Here is a 14,299-nt window from a genome sequence, read left to right as displayed (position 1 = left end):
TTCCCAGCGTAGCGCCGGTCGACCCGGCGCACGAGAAGCAAACGGCCCGCCATCGTGGAGACACGATGGCGGGCCGGCAAAATCACGAAGCCCGCGGCAGCCTTCGACCAGGCGGGGCCGATTCGAGCCACGACAGGAACCCGGTCAGCGCGCCCGGTCCCATCGCGATCTCGATCGCTTCCTGGTCCGAGGACTCGCACCGCAGCACCGTCGAGCCCTCAGGCACCGCGTACGCCTCCGAACCCGACGGGTCCCGCCGGTCGGCGATCTGCATGCTTTCCCGCTGGAACACGCGGTCCGGGCCGGTGCGCAGGCTCCACACGCGGTACCAGACGAACTTCTCGCCCTCGTACCGGCCGAGGCCGAGATGCCAGCTCGACCGCGGGCTGTCCGGACGCCACCGCAGCGCCACGCTGACGCCGCCGCCGCGGCGCATCCGGATCCACCGCTGGCCGTACCAGCCGACCACGACGACGAGCACGATCAGGAGCACTAGCACCACCACAGCGATCTGCACGGCCCGGCTCCTGCCCGTCTAGTCCGCTCAGACCGATTGTCCAGCCGCGCGGAGCTGGGCCGAGGCCCTCGTCCGCTCGGCCTCGTCGCCGGTGCTGAGGGCTGCCTTCGCGGCGGCCACGTCGATTTCGTCGGACAGTTCCGCGCTCTCCGCGAGCACGCTCACCCCGGTCGCGGTCACGGACAGGAACCCGCCGTGCACCGCCGCGGTCAGCACATCGCCGTCCGTCGTGGTCACCTTCACCACGCCACCCTCGACGAGCTGGCCCAGCACCGGCTCGTGTCCGGGCATGATGCCGATCTCGCCCTCGGTGGTCTGCGCCACCACGAAGGCGGCGGTACCCGACCAGAGCCGGCGCTCGACGGCAACCAGCTCCACGGACATCTCAGCCACGTAGCACTCCTTCGCTCGGGGTGTCACCACCGAGTGTAATAGGTCTTGCTTCGGTTACGAGAACGGCGGGGGCCGATGTCCACAATGGACAGTGCCCCCGCCGGTCTCACGCACTCACTTGCCGGTGATCTCGTGGTACTTCTTCTCGAGGTCCTCGAGCCCGCCGATGCCCAGGAACGCCTGCTCCGGGTAGTGGTCGAAGTCGCCCTTGGTGATGCGGTCGAACGACTCGATCGTCTCGGCCAGCGGCACGGTGGAGCCCGGGATCTGCGTGAAGGCCTCGGCCACCAGCATGTTCTGGGACAGGAACCGCTCGATCCGGCGCGCCCGCTGCACGGTCAGCTTGTCCTCTTCGGAAAGCTCGTCCATGCCGAGGATCGCGATGATGTCCTGCAGCTCCTTGTACTTCTGCAGGATCCGGATGACCTCGGACGCGACGCGGTAGTGGTCCTCGCCGACGATCGCCGGGTCGAGGATCGTCGACGTCGACGCCAGCGGGTCCACCGCCGGGAAGATGCCCTTCTGGAACACCGACCGGGAAAGCTCGGTGGTGGCGTCCAGGTGGGCGAACGTCGTCGCCGGGGCCGGGTCGGTGTAGTCGTCCGCGGGCACGTAGATCGCCTGCATCGAGGTGATCGAACGGCCTCGGGTCGAGGTGATCCGCTCCTGCAGCTGGCCCATCTCGTCCGCCAGCGTCGGCTGGTAGCCCACGGCCGAAGGCATGCGGCCCAGCAGGGTCGACACCTCGGAACCGGCCTGGGTGAACCGGAAGATGTTGTCGATGAACAGCAGCACGTCCTGGTTCTGGACGTCGCGGAAGTACTCCGCCATGGTCAGCGCGGACAGCGCGACGCGCATACGCGTGCCCGGCGGCTCGTCCATCTGGCCGAACACGAGGGCGGTGTCGTTGATGACGCCGTCCTCGGACATCTCCAGGAAGAGGTCGTTGCCCTCACGGGTGCGCTCGCCGACGCCGGCGAACACCGACGTACCGCCGAAGTTCCGGGCGACACGGGTGATCATTTCCTTGATCAGCACCGTCTTGCCCACGCCCGCGCCGCCGAACAGGCCGATCTTGCCGCCCTGCACGTACGGGGTCAGCAGGTCGACGACCTTCAGGCCGGTCTCCAGCATCTCCGTCTTGCCCTCGAGCTGGTCGAAGGGCGGCGGGTTGCGGTGGATGCCCCACCGCTCGAGGTCCTCGCCGTAGCCGGGCTCGTCGAGGCACTCGCCGAGCGCGTTGTAGACGTGGCCCTTGACCTTGTCGCCCACCGGGACGGTGATCGGGCCGCCGGTGTCGGTGACCTCCGCACCGCGGACGAGGCCGTCCTGCGGCTGCAGCGAAATCGTGCGCACCAGGTTGTCGCCGAGGTGCGCGGCGACCTCGAGGGTCACCGTCTTGCGCAGCTGCTCGAACTCGATGTCGACCTTGAGCGCGTTGAACTGGTCGGGAACGGAACCGCGCGGGAACTCGACGTCGACGACCGGCCCGGTCACCGAGACGATGCGCCCCTTGGCGCGCGGGGCTTCAGTACTGGTCATCAGTCATCACTTCCTGCTGCGGTGAGCGCGTTCGCGCCACCGACGATTTCGGAGATCTCCTGGGTGATCTGCGCCTGCCGGGCCTGGTTCGCCTCCCGCGTCAGCGTGTTCACCAGTTCGTTCGCGTTGTCCGACGCGGCCTTCATCGCCGTGCGGCGGGCGGCCAGTTCGGACGCCGCGGACTCGAGCAGCGCGGAGTACAGCCGGGTGTTGATGTACTTCGGCAGCAGCGCGGAGAGCAGCTTGTCGGCGCTGGGCTCGAACTCGTAGCTCGGCAGCAGGCCGGCAGGCTTCTCGTCCTCGCCGTCGGAGTACTCGACTTCCAGCGGCGCGACGCGCTTGGCGACCGGGCGCTGCGTCAGCATCGAGACGAACTCGGTGTAGACGACGTGGATCTCGTCCACGCCGGTGATGCCGTCCGCGTTGCCCGAGGCGTCGTCGACCCCGGCGTTGAAGGACTGCACCAGCGTCTCGGCCGCGGTGACCGCGTCCGGGTAGGCAGGCTGGTCGGAGAAGCCCGTCCAGCTGCCCGCCACCGCGCGGTTGCGGAACCGGTAGTAGTTCAGGCCCTTGCTGCCGGTGGTGTAGACGTCGACCTCCTTGCCTTCCTTCTTCAGGAGGGCAAGCAGCTCTTCGGTCGCCTTCAGCACGTTCGAGTTGTAACCGCCGCACTGGCCCTTGTCACTGGTGACGACCAGGACGGCGGCGCGCTTCGGGTTCGGGCGCTCGACCAGGAGAGGGTGGTCGAGGTTGGCCGCCGCGCCGGCCAGCGCCGAGAGCACCTTGGTGATCTCGTCCGCGTACGGCCGGGAAGCGGCGACCTTCGCGCGCGCCTTGGTGATGCGCGCGGTGGCGATGAGTTCCATCGCCTTGGTGATCTTGCCGATCGACTTCGTCGCCTTGATGCGCGAGCGAAGCTCCCGGAGTTGTGCGGCCATGGGCTACCAGCTCACTTCTTCGGGGCGGGCTTGTTGACCTTGACGGTCTCCTGCCCGACCTTCTCGGCGGCCATCGCGTCGGCGTTCGACTCGAGCGGCTTGCCCTCGGAGGTGGTGAACTCCTTCTTGAACTCGTTCACCGCCGCGATCAGCGCGTCGCGGGTGTCGTCCTCGAACTTGCCGGTGTCGCGGATCGCGCCCAGCACCTCGGCGTGCTTGCGCTTCGCCGAGTCGAGGAACTCGAGGTTGAAGCGGCGCACGTCCTCGGTCGGGACCGAGTCGAAGTAGCCGTTCGTGCCCAGGTACACCGTGGCGACCTGCTCCTCGACCGGGACCGGCGAGTACTGCGGCTGCTTGAGCACCTCGTACAGCCGGGCGCCGCGCTCCAGCTGCGCCTTCGACGCGTCGTCCAGGTCCGAGGCGAAGGCGGCGAACGCCTCCAGCTCGCGGTACTGGGACAGGTCGATGCGCAGCGAGCCCGCGACGTTCTTCATCGCCTTGACCTGCGCGGCGCCACCCACGCGGGACACCGAGATGCCCACGTCGATGGCCGGGCGCTGGCCGGCGTTGAAGAGGTCCGACTGGAAGAAGCACTGGCCGTCGGTGATCGAGATGACGTTCGTCGGGATGTAGGCCGACACGTCGTTGGCCTTGGTCTCGATGATCGGCAGACCGGTCAGCGAGCCCGCGCCCAGCTCGTCCGAGAGCTTCGCGCACCGCTCGAGGAGACGGGAGTGCAAGTAGAAGACGTCGCCGGGGAACGCCTCGCGGCCCGGCGGGCGGCGCAGCAGCAGCGAGATCGCGCGGTAGGCGTCGGCCTGCTTGGTCAGGTCGTCGAACACGATCAGGACGTGCTTGCCCTCGTACATCCAGTGCTGGCCGATGGCCGAGCCGGTGTAGGGAGCGATCCACTTGAAGCCCGCCGAGTCCGAGGCCGGGGCCGCGACGATGGTGGTGTACTCCATCGCGCCCGCGTCCTCGAGCGCCGACTTCACCGAGGCGATCGTGGAGCCCTTCTGGCCGACCGCGACGTAGATGCAGCGAACCTGCTTCTTCGGGTCGCCGGTCTCCCAGTTGGCCTTCTGGTTGATGATCGTGTCCACCGCGACCGCGGTCTTGCCGGTCTTGCGGTCGCCGATGATCAGCTGGCGCTGGCCGCGGCCGATCGGGGTCATCGCGTCGATCGCGGTGATGCCCGTCTGCAGCGGCTCGGACACCGGCTGGCGCTCGACCACCGAGGCGGCCTTGAGCTCCAGCGCGCGGCGGCCGGTGGTCTCGATCTCGCCGAGGCCGTCGATGGCCTGGCCGAGCGGGTTGACGACCCGGCCGAGGTAGCCGTCGCCGACCGGCACCGAGAGGACCTGGCCGGTCCGCTTGACCTGCTGGCCTTCTTCGATGCTCTCGAAGTCGCCGAGGATCGCCGCGCCGATGGAGCGCGCGTCCAGGTTCAGCGCCACGCCAAGGACGCCGCCCGGGAACTCGAGCAGCTCGTTGGCCATGGCCGAGGGCAGCCCTTCGACGTGGGCGATGCCGTCACCGGCGTCGGCGACGACGCCGACCTCTTCCCGCTCCACCGAAGGGGCGTAACTCGAGACGTAATTCTCGATCGCGTGGGCGATCTCGTCCGAGGAGATCGTCAGCTCCGCCATTTCGTTCCCGCTCTCGCTTCTGTTCTGTCCAGTGTGCAAAGTCTGTTGTGCCGCTCAGGCCCGGCTCAGCGTGCGGCGCACCGCCGCCAGCTGCCCGGAGGTGCTGCCGTCGATGACCTCGTCCCCGACGCGGACGACGAGGCCGCCGCCGAGTGCCGGGTCGATCTCGACGTGCAGCGCGATCGGCCGCCCGTAGATGCCGTCGAGCTTGGTCCCGAGAAGGGCCCGCTGCTCGTCGGTGAGCGCGTTCGCCGAGGTCACGTACGCGACCGAGCGTTCGCGCCGCTCCGCGGCCAGCGCGACCAGCTTGTCGAGCCCGTTGCCGATGCCGCGCCCCTTGGCGCGTTGCACGGCCTGCTCGACCAGGGTCTCGACGACCGCGTCGACCTTGCCCGCGAACAGCCCGCGGACCAGGGTCCGCTTCGCGTCGGCGGGAGCGCTCAGGTCGGACAGCGCCGCCTCGAGTTCCGGGGCGCCCGCGACGATCCGCGCGACCTGGAACAGCTGAGACTCGACGGTTTCGATGTTCCCGGCCTTTTCGGCGGCGGTGAGCAGCGCCGAACGGCCGACCGACTCGAGCCCGTCCACCAGCTCGCGGGGACTGGACCAGCGGCTGCCCGCCACGGTGTCGAGCACCTTCAGGGCCTGCTCGCTCAGCTTTCCGTCGAACAGGCGGCGGACCAGGCCCTGGCGGCTCTCCGGAGCGACCGAAGAATCGCCGACCGCGCGGCGCAGGCCGATTTCGCGGTCAAGGAGGTCGACGACCGAGAGCAGCTCGTCCCCGACCTTCGCGGGGTCAGCGCCCGCTCCGGCCAGCACCTCGCCGAGCGAGCGCTCGGCGAGGTCGAGCGCTTCACGGCTCGCAGCATGCAGCGTCATCTCTGGTTACTTCCCCGCTCCGTTGGTGGCACCGGCGGTGTCCAGCTCCGCGAGGAACCGGTCGACGGTGCCGCGACGGCGCGCCTCGTCCTCGAGCGACTCGCCGACGATCCGGCCGGCCAGCTCGACCGCGTTGCGGCCCATTTCGGCCCGCAGCTCGGCGACGATCTGCGCCTTCTGCGCCTGCAGCTGGGCGTGGCCCTGCGCCACGATCCGCTGGGATTCGGCCTCGGCCTGCTCCCGCAGCTCCGCCTTGATCTGCTCGGCTTCGAGCCGGGCGTCGTCGCGGATCTTCGCGGCCTCGGAACGGGCGTCCGCCAGCTGCGCCTTGTACTCCGACAGCGCCTTCTCGGCCTCTGCCTGAGCCTTCTCGGCCTTCTCGATCCCGCCTTCGATCTTCTGCGCCCGCTCCTCGTACGTCTTCTCGAAACGAGGGACGACGTACTTCTTGAGGATGAACAGCAGGATCAGGAAGGCGACGATGCCGAGGATCAGTTCCGAGGGCTCCGGAACGATCGGGTTGTGGGCTTCTGCCGCTAGCACCACTTCGGTCTTCAGCACAACGTCTCCTTACGCGAGAGCGGACGACTCAGGCGGAGGCGATGAAGTAGATGACGATACCGATCAGGGCCAGCACCTCGGTGAGCACGAAGGTGGCGTAACCGATGCCCTGCAGCTTGCTCTGGGCCTCCGGCTGGCGCGCGGTGCCGTTGATCACCGCAGCGAAGATCAGGCCCACACCGATGCCGGGGCCGATCGCGCCCAGGCCGTAGCCGATCGCGGCGAGGCCCTTGTTGATGCTGACGGCTTCGGCGGCCTGCTGGGCCAGAACGATGTTGCTCACGTGCGTTTCCCTTCACTTCGGTCCGCGCACTCACGCGGATCGGGGTCTTTAGGTGTTCTCAGTGCTCCGACGCCAGCGCGGCGCCGATGTACCCCGCGGACAGCAGGGCGAAGATGTACGCCTGGAGGCACTGGATGAACGCCTCCAGGAACGTCAGGCCGATGGCGAAGATCCACGCCACCAGCGACACCGGCTTCAGCGCGATGCTCGAGGTCTCGGTCAGCAGGAAGGTGCCGCCGAGGGTGAAGACCGCCAGGATCAGGTGACCCGCGAACATGGCGGCGAAAACACGGATGGCGAGCGTGAGCGGGTTGAGGAAGAACTTTTCCGCGAACTCGATCACCGCGAACAGCGGAAGCACCGGACCGGGGACCCCGGCGGGCGCGAGCTCCTTCTTGAAGTACGCGCGGACGCCGTGCTTCTTGATCCCGGCGTAGTGGTACATCGGGTAGACCACGAGCACCGACAACGCGATCGGGAACCCGAACCGCGCCATGGTGGGGAACTGCAGCAACGGGATGACCCCGTAGAGGTTGTTCAGCAGGATGAAGGTGAACAACGCGAAGATGACCGGCACGAAGCGCTGGAAGTCTTTCGAGCCGATCTGCTCGCGGGCGATGTTGTTGCGCGCGAAGTCGTAGATGCCTTCGGCCACGAACTGGCCTTTGGTCGGAACGACCTTCAGCTTGCGCGTCGCCAGCAGGAAGTACCCCGCGATGATGATCACCGAGAGCACCACCAGGAGCATCGGCTTCGTGACGAAGCCGAACAACGGCGGCAGCTCAAAGCTTTCGGCGCCAGGGGGCGCGAAGGTCGCACCCTCGGTCAGTACCAGCGCGGCCACTGGGCTCCTCCCGGTTCTCCCGGCCGGCGTTCACTCCGCCGGGGGAATCGTCACGATCTGGACTTAACGTACCCGATACGCATCGGGACGCCGGAGGCGGCGGTACCCACCGTGCGCGGAGCCAAACACCGGTCTGCGCTCGAGGGATGTCTCGCGTGAACACTGCCCTGCGGTCTACTTCGGACCAGCCGGTGAGAGAGGCGGAACCATCCGGTCGCCACACTGCTGATCGCGGTTCGTCGTCGGGAGTGCGCGGCCGAGGCCGCCACCCATGACGCGGACCATACCAGCAGGTCAATCACTGCCGTACAGGCGTACTCCTTACCAGCCGAACGGTCCAGGACCTAAGTCCCGGATCCGGCTGGGACCCTTGTCCCGAATCCGTCAATTCGAGGCGGGAATGATGGTCGGGATACGCGCTTTGCGGAAAGTCGCGAACTCCACAGCGGCCGCCACGAGAATGGCGACGATCATCGTGATCCCGAGGGAAAGCGGGTGCAGCACGGTGACGCCCTTGAGCAGAGTGAGCGCGAGGAACAGGAGGATGACCTTCGCCGCGTAGCCGCCGAGAGCGATGAGCATCACCAGCGAGGGGTCCTGTCCGGCGGATACCTTCATCATGCCCAGCGTCGACAGCGAGGCGACCATCGCCAGCACGCCGCCGACCAGGGCGCCGAGGAAGCCGTGCAGTCCGTTGAGGACGGTGAAAAGCACAATGCAGACCAGGATGAACGGCGGCGTGAACAGCAGCGAGGCGCGCGTCATCGAGCGCGCGAGCTGGCGCACCGGAGCGGCGTGCGGGTTCTCCGCGGAGGACGCAGCTTTGGCCTGAGCCGTGGCCTGGGACGTCTCGGGCGTCGTCTCCGGCGTCTCGGTGTCGCTCACTGCAATCGCTCCTCGTTCGGTTCGACCCGCCAGTATAGACCGCCCGCGGGCTCAGACCCCGTGGCGGTGCCGGGAACGCAGTCGCGGCACGAGAGAAACGAGCACCGCGACCACCAGTGCGGCGGCAATCGCCCAGAACACGACCGGGCTGTCGAAAATCGTGATGGAGACCGCTCCGAAAGAGAGAATTCCGGCCCACAAATAGATCAGCAGCACCGCGCGCCGTTGCGAATGGCCGATTTCCAGCAGCCGGTGGTGCAGATGCATTTTGTCGGCGGCGAACGGGCTCTGCCCGCGCCGCGTGCGCCGGACGACGGCCATCACGAGGTCGAGCACCGGCACGAAAAGCACGGCCACGACGACCACCAGCGGGGACAGCAGGGCGAGCGCGTCCGAGGCGGAGAACCGGGTGTAGTTGACCCGTCCGCTCGCCGACGTGGTGGCCCCGGCGAGCATCAGCCCGATCATCATCGATCCGGAGTCGCCCATGAAAATTTTGGCCGGCTGGAAGTTGTACGGAAGGAAACCGAGACAGGCCCCGGCGAGCGCGGCGGCGATGAGCGCGGGCGGGTACGCGCCGAAGTCGCCGCCCGCGTTGTCGAGCAGGCCGATCGAGAACGCGCAGGTGGCCGCCGCGGCGATGAAGCCGAGCCCGCCGGCCAGCCCGTCGAGGCCGTCGACGAAGTTCATCGCGTTGACCATCACCACGACCATCACGACGGTCAGCAGCGCGCCCTGGTTCTTGTCCAGCACCAGCACCGAGCCGATGGAATCGCCGTTGCCGCCCCAGGGCACCCAGAACGACACCCACTGCACGCCGAAAATGACGAGGATCCCGGCGCACATCACCTGTCCGGCGAGCTTCGTCCACGCGTCGAGTTCGAACCGGTCGTCCAGGATGCCGATGAGCGAGATGACGCCCGCCGCGAGCAGCACGCCGACCGCGTCGTAGGAGACGTCGAAACCGTGGCTGAGCGCGGGAAGCTGGTGCGCGAGGCCCATCGCGGCGGCGATCCCGAGGTAGATGCCGACGCCGCCCATCCGCGGGATCGGCTTGACGTGCACGTCGCGCGCGCGGGGGTTGGCGATCGCGCCGATCCGGATGGCCACGCGCCGCACGACGCCGGTCAGCAGATAAGTCACCGCGGTCGCGGTCAGCGCGACGAGCAAGTACTCCCGGATCGGGAGAAGTCCTTGGACTACAGGCATGACCGCGTCACGCCCGCCGGGAGGTCGGAGTCACCGCGCCACGCTACCGCGCCCGCGTGCGGCCACGGTGAACGGCAGTCACTTCCGCGGCTCAGTCCAGCGTCTCCTCGGCGACGCCGATCACCTCGGCGATGGCCGCCTTCGTGACCGCGCCCTCGCGCAGCACCAGCGGCTTGTCGCCGGTCAGGTCCACGATGGACGAAGCCACCGTTTCCCCGCTCGACCCGCCGTCGAGGTACACCGACACCGAATCGCCGAGCTGCTCCTGCGCGTCTTCGACGGTCGAAGCGGGCGAACGCCCGGAGACGTTCGCGCTCGACACCGCCATCGGACCGACGTCGCGCAGCAGCTCGAGCGCGACCGGATGCAGCGGCATCCGCAGCATCACCGTGCCGCGCGAGTTGCCGAGATTCCACTGCAGACTCGGCGCGTGCGGCAGCACGATCGACAGGTCGCCCGGCCAGAACGCCTCGATGAGCGCCCGCGCCTGCGGCGGAACGCCGAGCACCAGACCGTCCACAGTGGACCAGGAGCCGACGAGGACGCCGACCGGCATGTCCGGGCCGCGGTTCTTCGCCCGCAGCAACGCCTGGACGGCGCCGGAGTCGAACGCGTCCGCACCGATGCCGTACACCGTGTCCGTCGGCAGGACGACCAGCCGGCTCGACCGCACCGCGGCGGCCGCCGCGGACAGGCCTTCGGCTCGGGATTCGCGCTTGCCGCAGTCGTAGACCGCACTCATGCCGCGAAGCCTATCCCCCGCCGCCCCGGGCAGGCGCTGCCGAGGTACGTGAGGGGAACCCTGAAGGAATCAGAGTCAATGAGGGTTCCCCTCACGGACAGTCAGCGGTCAGGCGCCGTAACTGGCCTGCTTCACCGCGAACACGTTGCGGTTTCCCGCGCCCTCCTGCAGCGACCACAGGAGATCCGCGTCCTTCGGGTCCTCCCAGTACGAAATGCTCTCCCCGCTGCTCACCCAGGAGTGCGTGGCCGGGCCGGCGGTCGGGGTCCAGTAGTAGAGCTGCTTCGCGGCGGAGGAGTTGAACCACCAGCGGCCGTTGTGCGAGGCGACGCCGTTGAGGTTGTACCAGGGCAGCTTCAGCGCCTGGCTCGCCGTCGTGGAGGCGGCGAACGTCGTCGCGCCCGAGGCGAACGGGAAGCGCACCGCGCGCGGGGCGCGGTTCGGGTAGTCGGTGCAGTCGGCCTTGCAGGTGTACTCGGTCATCACGATCGACTTGCTGACCCGGTCCAGCGAGATGCTCGACCAGACCAGGTTCGTGCCGGACGTCGTGTGCGCGGCGACCGTGCCCACCTGCGGCAGCACGTAGCGGTAGTTGTGCGCGTAGTACTGGCCGCCGGACAGGCCGATCTGGTCCGCCGTGCCGCCCGAGTTGACCTCGAGGATCTTGCGCATGTCGAAGACGCGCATGCCGCCGCCGGTGTCGGCGACGTACAGGTAGTCGCCGTACCAGGAGACGCCGCCGGCATGGATTGGGATGTCCTTGTAGTTCGGCGAAGCGTTGGTGCCGGTCGGTTCGACGAGCAGGATCTTGCGGTACTTGTTCGGGTACGTCGCGTCCCAGTCGGCGAGCGTGATCCGGCTGCGGACCTGTTTGCCGCCGCATTTGTCGCGCGTGTACCAGCTGACCGCGACGAGCTGGTGCCCGTCGTAGTTGCCGCCGTTGTCGCCGCCGACCGCGTCGCGGCTGGTGGTGATGCCCTGCGGGTAGTTGGTGCAGTCGCTGTTGTCGCCGTCGTCGAACCGAAAACCGCCGGTGAGCCCGGCCGGTTTGAAGGTGGACGGCAGCGCTTGGCGGTCGTGGTTCGCGTTGTCCATGACGGTGTGCACCGGCACGGTGTGCAGCTTCCCCGCGAGGCCGGAGTAGACCGCGTCGTATTTGTGGTAGTCCGAGGTCAGCGTGTATTCGCTGGCCGGGAGGGTGGTCGGTCCGGCGGCGGCGGACGCGCTGGTGGCGCTCGCGGTGAGCGCGCTGGCGGCGATGAGCGCCGCTCCGCAGCCGGCGGTGATGCGATGACGCAAGAACATGGACTCCCCCAGAAGTCTGATTGTTCGGCCGCCTCAAGGTAGGGGGTCGCTCGATAGAGGGCAACCCGGTCGAAAGGCGCCATCCGCCGTTCGGACGGATGGCGCCTTTCGTGGCTCAGAACCCGATCGCGGTGCAGGCGGTCGTCGTGGTCTTCGCCGGGTCGGCGATCGACGTCGCGGTCAGCCGTACACGCGCGGTGTGCGGTGCGCCCGCCGAGCGTTTCGCGTACGCCTGGATTTGCGTCGAGCCGCCGAACTTGGCGGTGGCCAGCGCGTTCGGGAGCCGGACTTCCCAGCCGCGGGTGTCGGTGGACGCGGTCAGCCGGTAGGTGTCCTGGTCGTACGGGGCTGTCGCGCCGCGTGCCGAACCCTGGTTCGACAGGCGGAAGTCGCAGGTAGCGAGGCCACCGCGGGCGAACGCGGGCAGTGCGGGCCACAACCACGCGCCGCGCGCCTGCGGTCCGGCTCCGTCGAGCGACGCGACGGTGACCGTGTACGACAGCACGCCGCGGCTGTCGCGGTCGAGGTCGGTGACGAGGAACCGCAACCGGTTGGCCTCGTCGGTGTACTCGTAACCGCTGGACGCGCCGGTGCCCGCCTTGAACGTGGCGTCGTTGAGCTGCCGGTAGTCGCCGACGGTGATCTTGACCGGGGTGCCGTCCGGGCGGACGTAGTCGGTCAGGCCGATGTCCTGCGGGTTGGCGTCCACGATCCATTCAAACGGCGCGGCGTCGCGGCTCTTGGTCTTGGCCAGCAGGACACCGGAGTCCGGGGCGAACGAGTCCGAGCCCATCCGGTCGACGACCTCCACGCTGTAGTGGTCATATCCGCCGCCGTCGCACTTCGGGTCCTTCGTCGGATCGCACTTGGGCGAACGGTCCCCGCCGGTGAGCGCGATCGTGATGCCCGCGTACGCGCCTTGCTCCGGCACCGCCTCCCGGGCGGTCACGCGGGCGGTGACCGGACCGGTCGTGGCGAGCTGGTTCCGGTCGAGGTTCAGGACGGACTTCGGATCGACGATGCCGAGCTTGAGTTTGTTGCGCAGCATGTGGTGCGCGCCCATCGAACCGCCCTCGGTCGCCGGGATCTGCCAGCGCGTGTGCGGGCCGCCGGGACCGTTGAAACTGCCGCGCGAAAACATTTCCCACGGTCCGGTGTAGGACCGGCGGGGCGGATCGCCGAACGGGTTGTTGTAGTTGTCGCCGATGCCGAGGATGTGGCTGAACTCGTGCGCGAACACGCCCTGGCCGGAGCTTTCCGCCTGCGTCGAGGATCCGTTGGCCGCGTTGGGCCAGATGGTCGACGCCGACGCCCACGACGTCCATGGCACGTATCGCGTGTGCGCCCAGTTCTGGTCGCCCGGTTTGCTGCCCGGCGGGCCGAATTCGGCGGGCACGTTCTCCTTCGAGCCGAATTTCATCTCGCCGAATTCCTGCCACGTCGAGCTTTCGTCCTGGCCCGCGGAAAGGAAGAAGACGAAGTCGAACTGGTCGGCGACCGGACCGACGTCGGCGCGCCACGCGTCGCCCGCGTCCTTGCGCAGGTCCCGGGTGCAGTCGGCGTCCGCCGGACAGTCCTGCGGCTGCATTTCCATGCCGTACTCGAAGGATTTGCCCGGCATCCGGTAGGGGCCGAACGCGGTGAGGTCGACGCCGAACCGGCCGCCGGAGTCCTCCATCCAGTACTCGTTGATGGTGTGGCCGTGGTTGAGGGTTTCGGGTTTGTTGAGGAAATCCTGGTAATGCTGCGCGACTTTCTCGCGCGGCAGATTGCTGGCAGACGGAGACGGATTGCCGAAGACGGTCGAATGCGGCGGCTTCGTGACGACGAAATCCGCGTCCGGGTAGTCGGCGAGCACGACGGCGCCCTTGAACTTGCGCACGGTCGGCTTGAGCGACGGGTCGGCCCAGTTGGCGCCCGGGACGTGGCGGTAGTCCTGCCAGGTCATGCTCGCCTGGTCGGCCCAGTGCGCGGAGTCCAGCGGCGCGGGCCAGCCCTGCGCGATCGGATCAGCCGCGGCGGTCCCGGCGAGCAACGCGGGAGCCAGCGCCGCGACCGCCACGACGACGGCGACCCGGCCGCGCCTCGTGCGAGTGCGGTGATTCCGGCGGGGTAAGGGGGATCTCATCGTCGCTCCTCACTTCTCCGCCGGTCCGCCCGGCGGTCCCGAGGCCCGACGCTAACGGTGATCGTTAGGCGAGCGAACGAAATCCACCCCGCTGCCGCACGACGAAAGTCGGGCAAGACGAAGGCAAAGGTGCGAATGGCCCAGCGCGGGGGGTGGGCAGCAACGCGGGAAGTCTGTGAGGGGCTCCTTCACGGACGTCCGGGCAGGGCGAGGTTCGTGAGGGCCACCCTCACTGACGCTGATTCCTGCAGGGTTCCCCTCACGAACGCCTGCGGGCCGTGAAGGGCTCCCTCACGGACGTAGATTCCCTCAAGGAGCCCTTCACGGACATCCAGACACGGCAAAGTCCGTGAGGGCCACCCTCACGAACGCAGATTCCCCCAGTGCCCCCTCACGACCCGCAACCGTCCGTGAAGGAGTCCTT

At 68.3% G+C, this 14,299-nt stretch carries 14 protein-coding genes; all 14 read right to left on the bottom strand.

Annotation, left to right across the window (positions count from 1 at the left end; genetic code table 11):
* Positions 1 to 82 precede the first annotated feature (82 nt).
* Complete coding sequence (locus tag DMP23_RS42475) at positions 83 to 517, bottom strand: DUF2550 domain-containing protein (RefSeq protein WP_037815359.1); 435 nt, start codon at positions 515 to 517, stop codon at positions 83 to 85.
* Between the two features lie 27 nt (positions 518 to 544).
* Positions 545 to 910: a F0F1 ATP synthase subunit epsilon gene (locus DMP23_RS42470; protein WP_037815362.1), complete on the bottom strand. Its 366-nt coding sequence runs from the start codon at positions 908 to 910 to the stop codon at positions 545 to 547.
* A gap of 114 nt (positions 911 to 1,024) precedes the next feature.
* The gene (atpD, locus tag DMP23_RS42465) at positions 1,025 to 2,452 is read right to left on the bottom strand and encodes a F0F1 ATP synthase subunit beta (RefSeq protein WP_037715400.1); all 1,428 of its coding nucleotides are present in this window, start codon (positions 2,450 to 2,452) and stop codon (positions 1,025 to 1,027) included.
* On the bottom strand, positions 2,452 to 3,390 hold the full coding sequence (locus DMP23_RS42460) for a F0F1 ATP synthase subunit gamma (RefSeq protein ID WP_037815364.1): 939 nt from the start codon (positions 3,388 to 3,390) through the stop codon (positions 2,452 to 2,454). Before DMP23_RS42460 ends, atpD begins: the two co-directional genes overlap by 1 nt.
* Before the next feature lie 11 nt (positions 3,391 to 3,401).
* On the bottom strand, positions 3,402 to 5,039 hold the full coding sequence (gene atpA / locus DMP23_RS42455; RefSeq protein ID WP_043832102.1) for a F0F1 ATP synthase subunit alpha: 1,638 nt from the start codon (positions 5,037 to 5,039) through the stop codon (positions 3,402 to 3,404).
* Between the two features lie 54 nt (positions 5,040 to 5,093).
* Complete coding sequence (locus tag DMP23_RS42450; RefSeq protein WP_037815368.1) at positions 5,094 to 5,918, bottom strand: F0F1 ATP synthase subunit delta; 825 nt, start codon at positions 5,916 to 5,918, stop codon at positions 5,094 to 5,096.
* A 6-nt stretch (positions 5,919 to 5,924) separates the two neighbouring features.
* A complete protein-coding gene (locus DMP23_RS42445) occupies positions 5,925 to 6,479 on the bottom strand; it encodes a F0F1 ATP synthase subunit B (protein ID WP_037815370.1) in 555 nt (184 codons plus the stop codon).
* A 28-nt stretch (positions 6,480 to 6,507) separates the two neighbouring features.
* Positions 6,508 to 6,762: an ATP F0F1 synthase subunit C gene (locus DMP23_RS42440; RefSeq protein ID WP_037815373.1), complete on the bottom strand. Its 255-nt coding sequence runs from the start codon at positions 6,760 to 6,762 to the stop codon at positions 6,508 to 6,510.
* Between the two features lie 58 nt (positions 6,763 to 6,820).
* The gene (atpB, locus tag DMP23_RS42435) at positions 6,821 to 7,606 is read right to left on the bottom strand and encodes a F0F1 ATP synthase subunit A (protein ID WP_037815375.1); all 786 of its coding nucleotides are present in this window, start codon (positions 7,604 to 7,606) and stop codon (positions 6,821 to 6,823) included.
* A 384-nt stretch (positions 7,607 to 7,990) separates the two neighbouring features.
* On the bottom strand, positions 7,991 to 8,491 hold the full coding sequence (locus tag DMP23_RS42430) for a hypothetical protein (RefSeq protein ID WP_037815377.1): 501 nt from the start codon (positions 8,489 to 8,491) through the stop codon (positions 7,991 to 7,993).
* Between the two features lie 51 nt (positions 8,492 to 8,542).
* The gene (locus tag DMP23_RS42425; RefSeq protein ID WP_037815379.1) at positions 8,543 to 9,700 is read right to left on the bottom strand and encodes a glycosyltransferase family 4 protein; all 1,158 of its coding nucleotides are present in this window, start codon (positions 9,698 to 9,700) and stop codon (positions 8,543 to 8,545) included.
* 91 nt (positions 9,701 to 9,791) lie between these two features.
* A complete protein-coding gene (locus tag DMP23_RS42420) occupies positions 9,792 to 10,442 on the bottom strand; it encodes an L-threonylcarbamoyladenylate synthase (protein ID WP_037815380.1) in 651 nt (216 codons plus the stop codon).
* Between the two features lie 108 nt (positions 10,443 to 10,550).
* Complete coding sequence (locus DMP23_RS42415; RefSeq protein ID WP_037815381.1) at positions 10,551 to 11,747, bottom strand: hypothetical protein; 1,197 nt, start codon at positions 11,745 to 11,747, stop codon at positions 10,551 to 10,553.
* A 115-nt stretch (positions 11,748 to 11,862) separates the two neighbouring features.
* Entirely contained in the window at positions 11,863 to 13,875 is a 2,013-nt protein-coding gene (locus tag DMP23_RS42410) for a M6 family metalloprotease domain-containing protein (RefSeq protein WP_337824307.1), read from the bottom strand.
* Positions 13,876 to 14,299: the final 424 nt, after the last annotated feature.

The sequence above is a fragment of the Amycolatopsis sp. A1MSW2902 genome, from assembly GCF_017312175.1.
GTDB classification, from domain to species: Bacteria; Actinomycetota; Actinomycetes; order Mycobacteriales; family Pseudonocardiaceae; genus Amycolatopsis; species Amycolatopsis nivea.
The sequence above is the reverse complement of the archived record's forward strand: the minus strand, read 5'-3'. Positions and strand labels throughout refer to the sequence as shown.

What these genes read in the sequence shown, in the direction of transcription:
- atpD (WP_037715400.1), bottom strand. Translation starts at nt 2,452, where the DNA reads ATGACCAGTACTGAAGCCCCGCGCGCCAAGGGGCGCATCGTCTCGGTG.
- DMP23_RS42460 (WP_037815364.1), bottom strand. Translation starts at nt 3,390, where the DNA reads ATGGCCGCACAACTCCGGGAGCTTCGCTCGCGCATCAAGGCGACGAAG.
- atpA (WP_043832102.1), bottom strand. Translation starts at nt 5,039, where the DNA reads ATGGCGGAGCTGACGATCTCCTCGGACGAGATCGCCCACGCGATCGAG.
- DMP23_RS42450 (WP_037815368.1), bottom strand. Translation starts at nt 5,918, where the DNA reads ATGACGCTGCATGCTGCGAGCCGTGAAGCGCTCGACCTCGCCGAGCGC.
- DMP23_RS42425 (WP_037815379.1), bottom strand. Translation starts at nt 9,700, where the DNA reads ATGCCTGTAGTCCAAGGACTTCTCCCGATCCGGGAGTACTTGCTCGTC.
- DMP23_RS42420 (WP_037815380.1), bottom strand. Translation starts at nt 10,442, where the DNA reads ATGAGTGCGGTCTACGACTGCGGCAAGCGCGAATCCCGAGCCGAAGGC.
- DMP23_RS42415 (WP_037815381.1), bottom strand. Translation starts at nt 11,747, where the DNA reads ATGTTCTTGCGTCATCGCATCACCGCCGGCTGCGGAGCGGCGCTCATC.
- DMP23_RS42410 (WP_337824307.1), bottom strand. Translation starts at nt 13,875, where the DNA reads ATGAGATCCCCCTTACCCCGCCGGAATCACCGCACTCGCACGAGGCGC.